13 protein-coding genes are annotated in these 15,747 nt (G+C 70.3%); 6 read left to right on the forward strand and 7 right to left on the reverse strand.

Annotated elements, in window-relative coordinates:
- The first annotated feature begins 122 nt into the window (after positions 1 to 122).
- A complete protein-coding gene (locus tag ACFYXM_RS34590) occupies positions 123 to 1,298 on the forward strand; it encodes a winged helix-turn-helix domain-containing protein (RefSeq protein WP_389295492.1) in 1,176 nt (391 codons plus the stop codon).
- A gap of 93 nt (positions 1,299 to 1,391) precedes the next feature.
- Here the strand turns inward: ACFYXM_RS34590 and ACFYXM_RS34595 are convergent, their stop codons facing one another.
- From ACFYXM_RS34595 to mtnA, 7 genes are all read right to left on the reverse strand, one after another.
- Positions 1,392 to 2,132 (reverse strand): response regulator transcription factor, encoded by a 741-nt coding sequence (locus ACFYXM_RS34595; RefSeq protein ID WP_073791786.1) that lies wholly within the window; start codon positions 2,130 to 2,132, stop codon positions 1,392 to 1,394.
- A gap of 185 nt (positions 2,133 to 2,317) precedes the next feature.
- Entirely contained in the window at positions 2,318 to 3,007 is a 690-nt protein-coding gene (gene hpf, locus ACFYXM_RS34600; protein WP_073791785.1) for a ribosome hibernation-promoting factor, HPF/YfiA family, read from the reverse strand.
- Positions 3,008 to 3,298: 291 nt separating this feature from the next.
- Complete coding sequence (locus ACFYXM_RS34605) at positions 3,299 to 4,099, reverse strand: ComF family protein (protein ID WP_389295495.1); 801 nt, start codon at positions 4,097 to 4,099, stop codon at positions 3,299 to 3,301.
- Positions 4,100 to 4,295: 196 nt separating this feature from the next.
- On the reverse strand, positions 4,296 to 6,119 hold the full coding sequence (locus ACFYXM_RS34610; protein ID WP_389295511.1) for an LpqB family beta-propeller domain-containing protein: 1,824 nt from the start codon (positions 6,117 to 6,119) through the stop codon (positions 4,296 to 4,298).
- A 34-nt stretch (positions 6,120 to 6,153) separates the two neighbouring features.
- On the reverse strand, positions 6,154 to 8,184 hold the full coding sequence (gene mtrB / locus ACFYXM_RS34615) for an MtrAB system histidine kinase MtrB (protein WP_389295497.1): 2,031 nt from the start codon (positions 8,182 to 8,184) through the stop codon (positions 6,154 to 6,156).
- Between the two features lies 1 nt (position 8,185).
- A complete protein-coding gene (mtrA, locus tag ACFYXM_RS34620) occupies positions 8,186 to 8,875 on the reverse strand; it encodes a two-component system response regulator MtrA (RefSeq protein ID WP_007448372.1) in 690 nt (229 codons plus the stop codon).
- A gap of 4 nt (positions 8,876 to 8,879) precedes the next feature.
- Positions 8,880 to 10,025, reverse strand: coding sequence for an S-methyl-5-thioribose-1-phosphate isomerase (mtnA, locus tag ACFYXM_RS34625; RefSeq protein ID WP_389295499.1), 1,146 nt, complete (start codon positions 10,023 to 10,025; stop codon positions 8,880 to 8,882).
- Positions 10,026 to 10,165: 140 nt separating this feature from the next.
- Here mtnA and ACFYXM_RS34630 point away from each other — a divergent pair, with 140 nt between their 5' ends.
- The 5 genes from ACFYXM_RS34630 to ACFYXM_RS34650 are packed head-to-tail and all read left to right on the forward strand — an operon-like array spanning position 10,166 to position 15,565.
- Positions 10,166 to 11,368 carry a glycerophosphoryl diester phosphodiesterase membrane domain-containing protein gene (locus ACFYXM_RS34630; RefSeq protein ID WP_389295501.1) on the forward strand — a complete coding sequence of 401 codons (1,203 nt, stop codon included), beginning with the start codon at positions 10,166 to 10,168 and terminating at the stop codon, positions 11,366 to 11,368.
- Between the two features lie 4 nt (positions 11,369 to 11,372).
- On the forward strand, positions 11,373 to 12,062 hold the full coding sequence (locus ACFYXM_RS34635; RefSeq protein ID WP_389295503.1) for a DUF4129 domain-containing protein: 690 nt from the start codon (positions 11,373 to 11,375) through the stop codon (positions 12,060 to 12,062).
- Positions 12,059 to 13,246: a DUF4350 domain-containing protein gene (locus ACFYXM_RS34640; protein WP_389295505.1), complete on the forward strand. Its 1,188-nt coding sequence runs from the start codon at positions 12,059 to 12,061 to the stop codon at positions 13,244 to 13,246. The genes ACFYXM_RS34635 and ACFYXM_RS34640 overlap by 4 nt, the downstream gene beginning before the upstream one ends.
- Positions 13,243 to 14,244: an AAA family ATPase gene (locus tag ACFYXM_RS34645; RefSeq protein WP_389295507.1), complete on the forward strand. Its 1,002-nt coding sequence runs from the start codon at positions 13,243 to 13,245 to the stop codon at positions 14,242 to 14,244. Before ACFYXM_RS34640 ends, ACFYXM_RS34645 begins: the two co-directional genes overlap by 4 nt.
- 10 nt (positions 14,245 to 14,254) lie before the next feature.
- The gene (locus ACFYXM_RS34650; protein ID WP_389295509.1) at positions 14,255 to 15,565 is read left to right on the forward strand and encodes a DUF58 domain-containing protein; all 1,311 of its coding nucleotides are present in this window, start codon (positions 14,255 to 14,257) and stop codon (positions 15,563 to 15,565) included.
- The last annotated feature ends 182 nt before the right edge of the window (positions 15,566 to 15,747 follow it).

Genomic DNA, 15,747 nt, shown 5'->3' on the forward strand with positions numbered 1-15,747 from the left:
CCTCTTCGTTCGTTCCGCACCCGCCCGTCGTTCCGCACCCACCCACCGTGGAACCGGAGGATCCGCTCCCGGTCCACCGGCTCGACGGCCCGTTGTCAGTGCCTGTCCCTAAGGTGCCGGACATGACGCTCGTGCCGCCTCCCGCCGTCGAACTCTCCGCCGACCAGGCGCGCAGGATAGCCCTGCGCGCCCAGGGCTTCCTGGGTGCCCCGGACCGCAGGGCCGGGGTCCCGGGAGTGCTGCGGCACCTCGGCGCCGTGCAGCTCGACACGATCTCGGTGCTCGCGCGTTCGCACGAGCTGATTCCTTGCGCGCGCCTCGGCGCGGTCGGCCGGCCCGCGATCGAGCAGGCGTACTGGTCGGGCGGCCGCACCTTCGAGTACTGGTCGCACGCGGCCTGCATCCTCCCGGTCGAGGAGTGGCCGCACTTCGCGTTCCGCCGCCGCGCCTACCGCTCCCGTTCCCACTGGCACCACGATCTGCCCGACGGCGCGTACGAGACGGTGATCAAGCAGCTGCGCACCGAGGGCCCGCTGACGGCCACGGAGCTGGGCGGCGCGAAGAACGGCGGCGAGTGGTGGGACTGGTCGGAGTCGAAGGTCGCCGTCGAGCGCGCTCTGATGTACGGCGAGGTGGTGTGCACCGAACGCCGCGGCTGGAAGCGGGTGTACGACCTCGCCGAGCGGGCCCTGCCCGATGCCGTGCTGCACGACGATCTGGACGACGCGGAGTGCCTGCGCCGACTGGTGGCGCTCGCGGGGCAGTCCCTGGGAGTCGGCACCCGCGCCGACATCGCGGACTACCACCGGCTCAAGGGTGAGCAGTTCGACGCGGTCGTGGCGGACTCCGGCCTGGTGCCGGTGACGGTACGAGGCTGGGCGAAGCCCGCCTGGGCCGATCCCGCGGCACTGGCCTCGGAGCCACGCGGACGGCACCGGACGACCTTGCTGTCGCCGTTCGACTCGTTGATCTGGGAGCGGGCGCGCACCGAGCGCCTCTTCGGCTTCACGCACCGCCTGGAGGCGTACGTCCCCAAGGCCAAGCGGATACACGGCTATTTCGCGATGCCGCTGCTGGCGGGCGGAAGGCTGCTGGGCCGCGTGGACCCGGCACGTGAAGGCAGCACGCTGGTCGCGCGTCAGGTGTCCCTGGAGGGCCGCAAGGCGGTGATGCCGATGGCCGAGGCGCTGGCGGAGGCCGCGTCCTGGGTCGGCTGCTCGGACGTCCGGCTGGAGCGGGTCGATGCCCCGGAACTGCGCGGACCGCTCGCCCAGGAGGTCGCCCGCGCCCTGGCGTGAGCGCGCCGCCCCGCCGCCGAGGGTTCGGCGCCGCCAGGCCGGGGCACCGGCGGATCCGCTGCCGTCACCCCGCCCGTCGCGTCGCCGGACCGGTCACCTGATCTCCAGGATCTTCTCCCGCATGGCATAGACCACGGCCTCCATCCTGGAGTGCAGCTGCAGCTTCTCCAGGATGTTGCGGACATGGTTCTTCACGGTGTTCTCGGAAATGAACAGTTCCTTCGCGATATCGCGATTGTTCATGCCGGTGGCGACGAGCTTCAGCACTTCGAGTTCCCGGTCGGTGAGCCGCGGCGCGGGCACCAGCCTGCGCTCGTCGGTCCGCTGGATCATCGACTTGAACTCGGTGAGCAACTTCGACGCCATGGACGGGCTGATCTGGGACTGGCCGTCGGCGACCGCGCGAATCGCCGTGGCCACCTCGTCCGTGGAGATCTCCTTGAGGAGGTATCCGGTGGCGCCCGCCTTGATCGCGTCGTAGAGGTCGGCCTCCTCGTCGCTGATCGTCAGCATGATGATCTTCGCGCTGGGTGCCACCTCCTTGATCGACGTACATGCCTCGATGCCGCCACGCCGGGGCATCCGTACATCCATCAGCACGATGTCGGGCAGCAGGTCGGCCGCCTTGTCGACCGCCTCCGCGCCGTCACCCGCCTCGCCCACGACCTGGATGTCCTCCTCCTGGGCGAGGACGATCTCCAGACCTCTGCGGAAGAGCGCGTGGTCGTCCACGACGAGGACCCTGATCGGCTCCTTGCGGGAACCGCTGGTCGCGTCCGCACCGGCGTCGTCGGCATGATGCGCATCGCGCACGGGCCCGAAGGCGTCCGCCATCGTTCCTCCCCCTGAAGGCCATGGCCTGAAGTTCACAACTGTCCGCCAACAGCGGCTCTCCGAAAAGCCGTTGGCTTGGGACGACATGATTTCATGCCCGGACGTCCGAGCGGTGATCCCGCCGACCGCACACGTGTGCCCCTGGGGGCGTACAGACGCTCCAGGGGCACCGTGGAGGGGTGACGTCAGCCGCCGAGCGCACCGCCCGCGCCGCTCGCCCCGTCGGCCGCGAGCGGATCGGTCCTCAGGTGGATGACACCGTAGTCATAGGCGTGTCGTCGGTAGACGACGCTGGGTTCCTTCGTCTCGGAGTCGACGAACAGATAGAAGTCGTGCCCGACCAACTCCATCTCGTAGAGCGCCTGGTCGAGCGACATCGGTGCGGCGACGTGTGTCTTCTCGCGCATCACCAGCGGTCCTTCGCCCTGGACCTCCAGGGAACCGAATCTGGTCGTCGGTACGGACGGAGCCGTCTCGCCGGGGACCAGCTCGCCCTCGCCGTTGAACGACGCGGCGTTCGGCACGGCCTCTGCCACCTCGGCGGCGGGAATCCTGCCGTTGCCCCGGCGGCTGTAGCGCTTGTCGTGCTGCTTGCGCAGCCGCGCCTCCAGCTTGCCGGTGGCCAGGTCCAGTGCCGCGTACGGGTCGCCGGCCGCAGCTTCCGCCCGGATGACCGGACCACGGGACCGGAGCGTGATCTCCACCCGGTCGGAACGGTCGGCCTGACGGGGATTCGGCTCCTTGGACACCTCGACGTCGAGGCTGATCACCTTGCCGTCGAACTTCTGGATCTTGTCCAGCTTCAGCTTCTCGGCCACGTGCTTGCGGAACCGCTCGGGCACCTCGGTCTTGCGGCCCTTGACGACGATGTCCACGCAGAACTCCGTTCCCGGATCGCTCCGCTCAGCGGCGGAGCATCTCCCTTTTGCACCAGGCCCCGGTGATGACCGGAGCCGCGGACTGGGTGACGTCCACCTCCTCCCCCAGCGGTGGGGACTCGCCCCCACCGAATTCCCGTTTCCGGACTGTCGGTGAGTTACCTGCCCGAAACCTGGCGGTGCATTCACTGAGGTCCGGCATTCACCATTCCTCACCACTGAACATAGCCTGCCCGGCTGGTTCTCGGCACCCGCTACTCGCGCGTACCTCCGTTCAGGCCTTTTTACTCACTCACTACCTGCAACGATGGGGCTTCGGAGAGAGTTCCGGTTTATTTCGAAGGCCAATGGGGATGCGGCGACGACGGCCGCCCGCCCGTTTACGTGCGCTGCCCTCGCACACTCACCGCCATGTGCGGACCGTCCGTATCCGCATTCCGCTCCGATCGCCCGCGCCGCCTCGGCCAGCGAGGCACCGGTCGTCATCAGGTCGTCCACGAGCACCACCCTTCCCGTCGCGAGAAGCCGCCCGCCCCCGGCCGCGACCGTCAGCGCCCCCGCGAGATTCCGCTCCCGCTGCCGGGCGCCCAGCCCCGCCTGGTCGGCCACCACCCGGCGCTGCCGCAGCACCGAAACCACGCGCGCCGGGACACCACCCCGCCTCAGCTCGGCGGCGGCCGCCAGCGCGATCCGTCGCGTCGGATCATGCCCCCGCGCCGCCACGGCGCGCCGCGCGGACGGCACGGGCACCAGCAGCAGTGGTTCCGCGCTCCCCGTCGGCCCCGCCGGCCCTGTCCGCTCCGCCCCGGCCCGTACAGCCCCGGCAAGTGCCCTGCCGAGCGCCCCTGCGAGGCCCAGTGCCCCGCGCTCCTTGTGCGCCAGGAGCACCCCGCGCACGCCGTTCTCGTACGGCGCGGCCGCGTGCACCACCGGTAGGCCCGCAGGCTCGGGATCCGGCCTCACCCGGCGCGGCACCCCGCCGTACAGCACCGCCCGGCACTCCTCGCACAGCTCCGTGCGCGGCCTGCCGCAACCACCGCAGGACACCGGCAGGACCAGCCCGGAGATCTCCCGCCACCATCCCTGCATGAATCCACTGTGCACTCACCCGCGGCACCCGGCCACCCCTGTGGAAAACCCGGACGGCCGGCGCGCTGCGGCCCCGGCGAGCCATGTCTCCCCGCCCCGGACATGCCCCCGCTCCCGGCCCGGGCAGCGTCCCGCTCTCCCCCGGCCAGGCCGTGCCAGGCCATGTGCTCAGCCCGGACGGACCAGCGACGTGTGCTCAGCCCGGATAGACCAGCGCCGTGCCCTCCTTGACCACGGTCTGCCAGTTGTCGCCCGGGGACAGCTTCACTATCCCGTCATTGCGTGTCGCCGCCATCAGCGGCAGCTGCTCGTCGTCCGCCGCCGCGATCGACGACACCTCGTTCAGCCCCGGCAGGACACCCGAGGCGGGCGTCGAACCGTCCGCCTGCACATAACGCACCTGCTGGACGCCGCCCTCCTCCTTGCCGACCACCACGAGGCGGCTGCGGCCCGACCACGACATCGCGGTGACGTCCGTCAACTGCGGTGCGGCCTGCCGCAGATCCACCACCGAGAGCCGCTGCGGCTCCCCCGCGCCGTGGCGCTCGATCCGGCCGATCTTCAGGGTCCTGCGGCCGTCGTCCTGGGTCACCAGGAGTGCGATGCGCACACCGTCCGTGGACAGCCGCAGGGCCTCGATCCGGTTGCCGGCCAGGCTGGGCACGGCGACCTCCTGCGGTTCACCGGTGCCTCCCGGTATCCGCAGCAGCCGGGACCTGTGCGGGTCCCGGTCGGCCACCCAGAGATCGCCCCGGCCGTCCCAGCTCGGTGCCGACAGCCGGTCGTTCTGTTTCTTGGCCCTGCTGGTCACCAGGGCCGGGGGGAGCTCGCCGTCCGAGACGATGGAGGACACGTAGAGGGAGGTCCTGTCCCGCGAGACCGCCGCCGCCGACTGCTCGTCCCTGGACACACCGACCTCGCCCATCCGCAGTCCGTTGCCGAACGGCCCGGACACCGGCTCCGGCACACCACTGCCCTTGGTGCTGCCGGGGATACGCTCCACATGGCCCTTGGCGTCGATGTAGTACTGACTGTCCGGCCCGCTCGACGAACCGTCGGGCGCGAACTCCTCCGCCTGGTCCGCCTCGAGGACGCACAGCTGGGAATCGTCCGAACGCAGCAGCTGGACCTGCTCGATCCGTGCCGACGTCAGATCCCGCAGCGTGTACAGGACCTGCGAGGCCATCATGCGGCAGGAGCTCTGCCCGGCGCCGTCCGCCTTCTTGTCGAGCGGGATCCTCAGCACGTTGCGGTCGTCCGGGGCCAGTGAGGTGACGTCCTTCTTCAGCGTCGTACCGGCGGGGAAGCGGGAACGGACCACCGGACGCAGCCAGTCGGTCGGCCCCGCCAGAAGACTGCGGACCGCCTGCGTCACGGTGTCCATGCCCGTGACGGGGTCCGTGCGGCTGCGCAGGTAGACCGGATCGGCGACCAGTGTCGACTGCCCCACCGTCCGTCCCGCGGCGAAGTAGTACTTGTCGACCGAACGGTAGAGGCGTCGGAAGTCCGACTGCCCGAGCAGCAGCCCGTCCGGCACGCCGTCGATGCGCCACTCCTTGCCGTCCGGGCCGTTCTCCCGCACCAGGTGCAGGGTCTCGTTGTACTCCGTGGGCGCGAGCGGCTGATACGCGCTCTGGCCGTCGACCGTCGCCACCTTCTCGCCGGTCAGGGTGTAGGCGAGTTCGGTGACGCCGGGATCTCTGTCGTTCAGCGGGCGGTCGCTGCGGTTGGGCGCCTTGGTGAGCACGGTCGTGAACGCGCTCGGTTTCCAGGTGCTCGCGGCCTTCCGCGTCAGGTACTTGCGCGTCGTCATGTACTTCGAGTCGTCGCTGGTCATGGATTCCAGGAAGCCGTCGACGATCTCGTTGGGGGTGGCGTTGTCACGCGGTGCCACGGCGTACACCTGCACCTGGGAGTCGCCGGGTTGCGAGCCGCCGCCGACCGGCCTGACGTCCCCGCCGACGGGCATCGAACTGCACGCGGACAGCAGCACGACAACGCATCCGAGCAGCGCGGACATCCGCGGCACGCGCCCACGGGCGCTCCCGCGACGGTCAGATCCCACGATTCGCGTCCCCCCGCTCCTGTTCCCGTATCACGGTGTCGATCTCGCCCCCGGGTTCGCCGTCCGCCCGGTCCTCGGCGGGGCGTGCGACCACTCGTGCCCCGTTGCCGGGCAGGGCCGCCGGATGCACCGAGGGCACCGCCGGGGGAACCGAGGCGGAGCGGGACGGCACCGGAAGCGCCGGCCGGCCGCTGTCCGCGGGCTGGACCGGCACCGCCGTCAGCCGGTGTCCTCCCCCGGAGCCGGGCAGGGCCCGCTCCCGGTTCTCCCGGTTGCGGCGGGAGTCCTCCGGTTCCAGGGGTATCGGAGAGCCGCGCAGCGGTTCGTCCGCCGTGCGCGGCAGGGTCAGCCGGAACTGCGAACCGCCGCCGGGCTCGCCCCACGCCTGCAGCCAGCCGCCGTGCAACCGGGCGTCCTCCACGGCGATGGACAGCCCGAGACCGGTGCCGCCGGTCGTCCGCGCACGGGCCGGGTCGGCCCGCCAGAAGCGGTTGAACACGCGCGTCGCCTCGCCGGGCTTGAGTCCCACCCCGTAGTCGCGGACGGCCACGGCGACCGCGCCTCCGGCCGCCTCCATGCGCACCACGACGTCCCGCCCCTCGCCGTGCTCGACCGCGTTGACGACCAGGTTGCGCAGGACGCGCTCCACCCGGCGCGCGTCGGCCTCCGCGATCACCGGCTGGCCGTCGCCGACCACCCTGATCCGGGTGCCCTTGCGTTCGGCCAGAGGTTCGGCCCCGCCGATCACCCGGTGTACGACCTGCCGCAGATCTATCGGCTCGGCCTCCAGCGCCGCGGCGCCCGCGTCGAAACGGCTGATCTCCAGCAGGTCGGAGAGCAGCGACTCGAACCGGTCGAGCTGGTCTCCGAGCAGTTCTGCGGAGCGTGCCGTCACCGGGTCGAAGTCGCTGCGCGCCTCGTGGATGACGTCGGCGGCCATCCGCACGGTCGTCAGCGGCGTGCGCAGCTCGTGGGAGACGTCGGAGACGAAACGCCGCTGCATCCGGGACAGCTCCTCCAACTGCTGAATCTTCAGCTGCAGGTTCTGCGCCATCTTGTTGAAGGCTTCGCCGAGCCGGGCGATGTCGTCCTCGCCGGTGACCTTCATCCGTTCCTGGAGCCTGCCGGCGGAGAGCCGCTCGGCGACCCCCGCGGCCATCCGTACGGGTGTGACGACCTGGCGCACCACGAACCACGAGATGGCCCCGAGCAGCACGACGACGAACAGTCCCGCGGTCGCCAGCGTGCCCTTGATCAGCGTCAGCGACTTCTCCTCCTGCGTCAGCGGGAAGAGGTAGTAGAGCTGGTACGGGTTGTGGTCGATGTCGTAGAGCCGTTTGCCGACGACGAGTCCGGGCTGCGGGTCCTGCCCGTTCGCGTACCGGATCAAGGAGTACGTCTGGAAGGCGCCCGGGCCCTTGTTGACCGTGTCCCGCAGGTTCTGCGGGACACTCGCCGCCTCGACGCTGCCCGAGCCGCGCGGCGCGCGCGTGCCCTCGTCCGCGCTGAGCGCCACCACGTTGAAGGCGTTCTTCCCTCCGCTGGCGAGCTGGTCGACCAGCTCGGTCCGCCAGGAGTTGTTGGCGGTCGTACCGTCCGCGGTGTCCCCGCTGCCCTGCCCGCCGGGGGCGAGCGGGGCGTTCGCCTTCTCCTGGGCCGCGGCGAAGCCGCCGGCGGCCTGGGTCTGGGCGGCCTTGCCCTTCGCGTCGAGCAGGCCGTTGCGGACCTGCCCGATCACGACGATGCCGAGGAGCAGCACGACGGCGAGCGACATGAGCAGTGTGCCCGCGACGACCCGCAACTGGAGATTGCGCCGCCACAGCCGTACGACGGGCAGCAACGGACGCCGCACCCAGCGCATCAGCAGTCGCGGCACCGGGCCGCCGGGCGCATGGGCGTGGAACAGCCGGCCCCCTTTGAGGAGGCGGCCGATCCGGGACGACCTGTGCACCGGAGCGGCAGCCCGCTCCGCATGGGCTCCCGACTCCCCGGACCGCGGAGCAGTACCGCCCAGAGGCATGTCAGCTCGGTCCGGCCTTGTAACCGACCCCTCGGACGGTCACCACGATCTCGGGCCGTTCCGGGTCCTTCTCCACCTTGGAACGCAGCCGCTGGACATGGACGTTCACGAGCCGGGTATCGGCCGCGTGGCGGTACCCCCACACCTGCTCCAGCAGCACCTCACGGGTGAACACCTGCCACGGCTTGCGCGCAAGCGCGACCAGCAGGTCGAACTCCAGCGGAGTGAGCGCGATCGACTGCCCCTCCCGCTTCACCGAGTGCCCGGCCACATCGATGACCAGGTCCCCGATGGTGAGCTGCTCCGGCGCCGGTTCCTCGGACCTCCGCAGGCGTGCCCTGATCCGGGCCACCAACTCCTTGGGCTTGAACGGCTTCACGATGTAGTCGTCGGCCCCGGACTCCAGACCCACCACCACGTCGACCGTGTCGCTCTTGGCCGTGAGCATGACGATCGGCACACCCGACTCGGCCCTGATCAGCCTGCAGACCTCGATGCCGTCCCTGCCGGGCAGCATCAGATCCAGCAGGACCAGGTCCGGCTTGGCCTCACGAAACGCGGCGAGTGCCTTGTCGCCGTCCGCTACGAACGACGGCTCGAACCCCTCACCACGCAGCACAATCCCGAGCATCTCGGCCAGTGCGGTGTCGTCGTCGACGACAAGGACGCGTCCCTTCATAATCGACATCATCCCATTAGCTAATCGTTACCTGCGATGACCTGGCACACAGCTCCGCGAGTCCGTCCCCGGTGACCGGGGAAACCACGCCCTCCTCCGTGACGATCGCCGTGACCAGCTCCGGCGGTGTGACGTCGAATGCCGGGTTGTACGCGACGGTTCCGGCAGGCGCGACGAGCCGCCCGCCGACTTCCTCCTCCGCCGCCCCGCCCTGCAGAAATATGAACTCGGTCACTTCGCTCCCCCGTCGCTGTTCCACAGTGATCGCCTCTCCGTCCGCGGTGTCCAGATCCACAGTCGTGGTGGGTGCCACCACGATGAACGGTACGTGGTGGTACTTCGCCAGCACGGCCAGCGGATAGCTCCCCACCTTGTTCGCCACCGAGCCGTCCGCCGCGATGCGGTCGGCCCCGATGAGCACCGCGTCCACCTTCCCCGCGGCGAACAAGGACCCCGCCGCGTTGTCCGTGAGCAAGTTGTACGGCATGCCGTTGCGCGCCGCCTCGTACGCCGTCAGCCGGGCCCCCTGCAAGAGCGGACGGGTCTCGTCGACCCACAGCCGGCTCAGCCGCCCTTCCCGGTGTGCCGCGAGCGCCACCGCGAACGCGGTTCCCTTGCCACCCGACACCAGCGCACCGGTATTGCAGTGCGTCAGCAGCCGGTGCCCACCGACCGGCAGAAGCTCGTCCAGGAGGGAGAGCCCGTACCGCGCCATGCGCGCACTGGCCTCGGCGTCTTCCCGGTGCAACGCCCTCGCCTCGGTCAGCGCCGCCTGCGCGGCATTCCGCAGGTCCGCCCCCTTCTGCGCTGCCGACCGGTACGCGGACAGGGCCCGCCGTACCCCGTATTCGAGGTTCACCGCGGTGGGCCGCGCACCCGCCAGCAACCCCGCAGCCTCTTCGATGTCGTCCCCCCGTACTGCGGCGAGTGCCACCCCGTAGGCCCCGGCAATGCCCAGCAACGGCGCGCCGCGCACCGCCAGTGTCCGGATCGCCCGCACCAGCGTGGGCACGTCGGGGCACACCAGCGCGGCCTCCTCCGCGGGCAGCCGCGTCTGGTCGAGAAGCACCAGCACGGGCCCTTCCGGCAGCTCGTCCCAGCGGAGTACGGAAAGGACGGGAGGCTCGGCGCCCACCGGCGGTTGCTCGTCGTGATCAGCCATCCGCCCAGTCTGCCCGGTGAGCCGGCCCGGATGAAGGCGCGCAGGAGATACCGCGCCCGGTCCTTAATGAAGCCGCGCGTGGCACGATGGGCTGCCGACCTGCCGTGCCGATGAGCGGACAGGACCGTTAAGGAGCGAGAATGAACGACACTCCGGGCTGGGCCTCGCCCGGATCTGCCCCCTCCGAGGGCCAGGGGGCGGATGTCCCCCACCCCTCCGAGCCCGTCGACGGCAGCGGCCCGGCAGGCAACTGGTCCCCGACCCAGCCACCGGCAGCGCAGTGGTCCCCACCGAGTGCCTCCGGCACCGGCCCGGGCGTGCCTCCTCCCGGCTACGGCTGGGGTGCCGGCCCCCAGGGTCCCGGCTGGGGGCAGCCGCCTGCTGCGGCCAGGCCCGGAGTGATCCCGCTGCGTCCGCTCGGCGTCGGCGAGATCCTCGACGGCGCGGTCTCCACGATGCGCACCCACTGGCGCACCGTGCTCGGCTTCACGCTGGCCGTGTCCGTGATCGCCCAGATCGCAACGATTCTCATGCAGCGCTACCTGCTGCCCGAGCCCACCGTGGTGGACCCGAACGCCACCGGCCCCGAGGTACTCCGGCAGGCCACCGAATCCGTTCAGTCCACGCTGATCACCAACGTGCCGTCCATGGTCATCACGTTGGCCGCCACACTGTTCACCACATCCGTGCTGACCGTGGTGATCAGTCGCTCGGTGCTGGGCCGCCCGGTGTCGCTCGCCGACGCCTGGGCCGAGGCCCGGCCCAGGCTTCCGCAGTTGCTGGGCCTGACCATGTTGCTGACGCTGATGAGCGCCGCACTCATGACCCTCGGCCTTCTGCCCGGTCTGCTGGTCGGCTCGACGGCTGGTGCCGGCCTCGTCGTCATCGGCCTCCCCGCGGCGCTCGCCGTCGTCCTCTGGCTGATGGTCCGCTTCGCGCTCGCCTCCCCGGCTCTGATGCTGGAACGCCAATCGATCACGACCTCCATGCGCCGCTCCGCGAAGCTGGTCAGGAACGCGTGGTGGCGGACCTTCGGCGTGCTGGCTCTGACCTGGCTGCTGACCGCCATCGTCGCCGTGATCATCGCCATCCCGTTCACCATCATCGCGATGGTCGTGGACAGCAGCGGGACCGAACCCCTTCTCTTCGACGGCTCCATGTTCTCCACCTGGCCGTACCTGATCATCTCGGGCATCGGCCAGGTGATCACCGCGACGATCACCTACCCACTCTCCGCCGGAGTGATGGCGCTGCTCTACATCGACCAGCGCATCCGCCGCGAGGCGCTGGACCTCGAACTCGCCCGGGCAGCGGGTCTGCCCGGATACGACACCAGGAGCTGATGTCGTGTCGGGGGTGGGGGGTTCGGGGGCGACACGGCTACTGGTCCGGGCGAGCGGCGACATACCCGTGGACACTCCGCGTGTCCCCGCCCGTGAGGCCGCGGAGCGCGAGCTGTCCGAACCGATGTACCACGAGAACGATCCCGGTCTTCTCCGACGCGGCCTCGACCAGCTTTGGGACTGGCTCGGCGATCTCCTGAACATGGCCTCCGGCGTGGCACCGAGCGGCCCGCTCGGCCTGGCCGTGCTCGCGCTGGCGGTCATCGGTCCGGTGGTCGCGCTCTGGTGGCGGCTGGGCACCCCGCGCCGCATCGTGCGCACCACCGACACCCTCTTCGACGACGCCCCGCGGACGGCGGCCGAGCACCGGGCGGCCGCCGAGACCCACGCGGCCGCGCAGCGCTGGAACGAGGCGATCCAGGAACGCACGCGCGCCATCGTGCGCTCTCTGGAGGAACGGGCCCTGATCGACCCGCGCCCCGGACGCACCGCCGACGAGGCCGCCGCCGAAGCCGCACGCCTGCTGCCCTCGCACGCCACGCGCCTTCGCGCCGCCGCCGGCGATTTCGACGACGTCACATACGGCGGCCGCACCGCGGACCAGCAGGTGTACTCGTCCGTGCGAGAACTGGACATCGATCTCGAAGCCGCGAAGCCTCTCCTGACGACGGCCGCCCAGGGAGCGGCCGAATGACCGGCACCACCACCTCCACCTCCCTCACCCCGCACCAGGCCTGGTCCCGTGTCCGCGGCCTGCTGCTCGCCCTCCTCGTGCTCCTCGCGGCAGGAATCACTCTGGCATCCGTGCGCTCCGGCGATCAGCTGGGCCGCCTCGACCCGCGCTCCGCCGACCGCTACGGCAGCCGCGCCGTCGCCGAACTCCTGAAGGACCGCGGCGTCTCCGTCCAAGTCGCCACCACCCTGGCCGAGGCCACGACCGGACTCGGACCCGACACCACGCTGCTCGTGACCTCCCCTGATCTTCTGGCACCTCACCAGCAGGAGGAGCTGCGGGCCAGGACCGCGCACTCGGGTGGTCGCACCGTCCTTCTCGCGGCGGGCCCTCCGTCGGTCGGCACCCTGGTCCCCGGAGTCCGCGCGAAGTCCGCCGGGCCCACGACCCCCCGCGCCCCCGAGTGCTCCCTGCCTGCTGCTCGCAGGGCGGGCGCCATCGAAACGGGAGGTTTCCGCTATGCCGCGGGCGACCTCGCCACCACCGCGTGCTTCCCGAGCAACGGCCTTCCCACCCTGCTCCTGTTCGAGCAAGGCACTGGAGAGACCGTTCTCCTCGGATCCTCCGATCTCCTCCACAACCACCGCCTCGACGACCAGGGCAACGCGTCCCTGGCCCTGCAGCTTCTCGGCTCCCGTCCCCATCTGATCTGGTACCTCCCCTCGCTCACCGACACCGGCGCGATCACCGAGCACGATGGCGGACACGCCGACCGCGGGTTCACCGACCTGATCCCTCGTGGCTGGCTGTGGGGCACCCTGCAACTCGCCTTCGCCGCCGTACTGGCCGCCATCTGGCGGGCCCGCCGACTGGGGCCCCTGGTGACGGAACGGCTGCCCGTCGCCATCCGCGCGTCCGAGTCCGCCGAGGGCCGGGCCCGCCTCTACCGCAGGACGAACGCCCGCGGCCGCGCCGCCGACTCGTTGCGTGCCGCCGCACGAGGGCGTATCGCCGCCCTCCTCGGCGTCGCTCCCCGGGATGCCCATTCCCCCACCACACTCGTGCCCGCTGTCTCCACTCGCCTCGACGGCGACGAGAGCCGCCTCCGGTACCTGCTCTTCGGACCCGCTCCGTCCCACGATGCGGCTCTTGTGCAACTGGCAGACCAACTCGACACCCTCGAAAGAGAGGTACGCACCTCATGAGCGCCCCGCCCCCAGTGCCCGCCGGGACCACCGAGCCCCTCGCGAACGGCGACACTGCCCGTGCGTCCCTGGAAGCGTTGCGCTCCGAGATCGCCAAAGCCGTGGTCGGTCAGGACCCGGCAGTGACCGGACTCGTCGTCGCTCTGCTGTGCCGAGGGCACGTCCTCCTCGAAGGCGTTCCCGGTGTGGCCAAAACCCTCTTGGTCCGGGCTCTCGCCGCCTCGCTCGAACTCGATACCAAGCGCGTCCAGTTCACTCCGGATCTGATGCCGAGCGATGTCACCGGCTCGCTGGTCTACGACGCCCGTACAGCGGAGTTCTCCTTCCAGCCCGGCCCGGTCTTCACCAATCTGCTCCTGGCCGACGAAATCAACCGCACGCCTCCCAAGACACAGTCCTCCCTCCTGGAAGCGATGGAGGAGCGCCAGGTCACCGTCGACGGCGTCCCCAGGCCCCTGCCCGACCCCTTTCTCGTGGCGGCCACGCAGAATCCCGTCGAATACGAGGGCACCTACCCGCTCCCCGAGGCCCAGCTGGACCGGTTCCTCCTGAAGCTGACGGTCCCCCTGCCATCCCGGGACGAGGAGATCAACGTCCTCACCCGTCATTCAGAAGGCTTCAACCCGCGCGATCTTGCATCAGCAGGCATACGCCCCGTCGCCGGGCCCGCCGACCTGGAAGCAGCTCGTGCCGCAGTTGCCCGAACCAAGGTCTCACCCGAGATCGCCGGCTATGTCGTCGATATCTGTCGTGCCACGCGTGAATCCCCCTCGCTCTCCCTCGGCGTATCCCCTCGAGGTGCCACGGCCCTGCTGTCGACCGCCCGGGCCTGGGCCTGGCTCACTGGCCGCGACTACGTCATTCCGGATGACGTGAAGGCCCTCGCGCTCCCCACTCTTCGTCATCGCATCCACCTGCAGCCCGAGGCGGAGATGGAGGGAGTCACCCCCGACTCCGTCATCGCCTCGGTCCTCGCCCACGTCCCCGTACCCCGATGAGGCGCTGACCGTGGCCCTTACCGGACGTACCGCCCTGCTGGCCGCCCTGGGGGCACTCCCCGTAGGCATCCTGGCCCCCAGCTGGACGGGCCTGCTCGCGGTCAACGCACCGCTTTCCTTGGCAATTCTGTGCGACTACGCCCTGGCCGCGCCAGTACGAACGCTTCAGTTCACCCGATCCGGCGATACAAGCGTTCGACTTGGTGAAACGGCCGAGGTGCAACTCACCGTGACCAATCCTTCCCGTCGGCGGCTGCGCGCACACGTTCGTGACGCCTGGCCGCCGAGCAGCTGGCCCACCGTCGAGGACCGGACAGCCTCTCGCCATACGTTGACGGTTCCGGCCGGGGAGCGTCGTCGGCTGACCACCTTTCTGCGGCCGACCCGGCGCGGTGACCGCCGAGCTGAACGGGTCACGGTCCGTTCGTTCGGGCCGTTGGGACTCGCCGCTCGGCAGGGAAACCATCACGTCCCATGGGCGGTTCGCGTCCTGCCTCCTTTCACCAGCCGCAAGCACCTTCCGTCGCGCCTGGCCAGACTGCGCGAGCTCGACGGCCGCACCAGCGTTCTCACTCGTGGAGAGGGCACGGAGTTCGACAGCTTGCGTGACTACGTTCCCGGCGACGACACGCGCTCCATCGACTGGCGGGCCACGGCACGGCAGTCCGCCGTCGCGGTGCGCACTTGGCGCCCCGAGCGCGACCGTCACATCCTCCTGGTTCTGGACACGGGCCGGACCTCGGCCGGACGCGTCGGGGACGTGCCGCGTCTGGACGCCTCTCTGGACTCGGCCCTGCTCCTCACCGCGCTCGCCACTCGCGCGGGCGACCGCGTGGATCTGCTGGCGTACGACTGGCGTATCCGGGCCCACATACAGAGGAAGTCCGCGGGAGAGGTTCTCTCGGCCATGGTCAACGCCCTGGCTCCGATCGAACCGGCGCTCGTGGAAACGGATGCCCAAGGGCTCGGAGCCGCCGCCCTCGCCAGCGCTCCTCGTGGAAGTCTGATCGTGCTCCTCACCGGCCTGGACGCTGCTCCCGTGGAAGAAGGGTTGCTGCCGGTCCTGCGCCGACTGACCCCACGCCACACTGTGCTGCTGGCCTCCGTGGCCGACCCGCACATCAAAAAGATGGTGCGCTCCAGGGGCACAGTGGACGCGGTCTACGAAGCCGCAGCCGGCGCTCAGGCCCGGACAAGACGGCTTCGGACCGCGGAAGAACTCCGACGTCACGGCGTCTTGGTCGTCGATGCCACCCCGGAGTGTCTCGCTCCGGCCCTCGCCGACGCCTATCTGGCCCTCAAGGCAGCGGGCCGCCTCTGAACCCTGCCGCCGCTCCCCGACGCTTTCAGAAAATACCCTTCGGATACCGAGGGGTATTCTCGGCAACGAGGTGCTGGAGGGAAAAGGTTTTGAACGCGAGAAAGCCCCGCACCACAAGGGTGCGGGGCTTCCCCACAAAAACTGTTCGGCGGCGACCTACTCTCCCACAGGGTCCCCCCTGC

It is taken from the genome of Streptomyces sp. NPDC002476 (assembly GCF_042889785.1).
Taxonomy (GTDB): domain Bacteria; phylum Actinomycetota; class Actinomycetes; order Streptomycetales; family Streptomycetaceae; genus Streptomyces.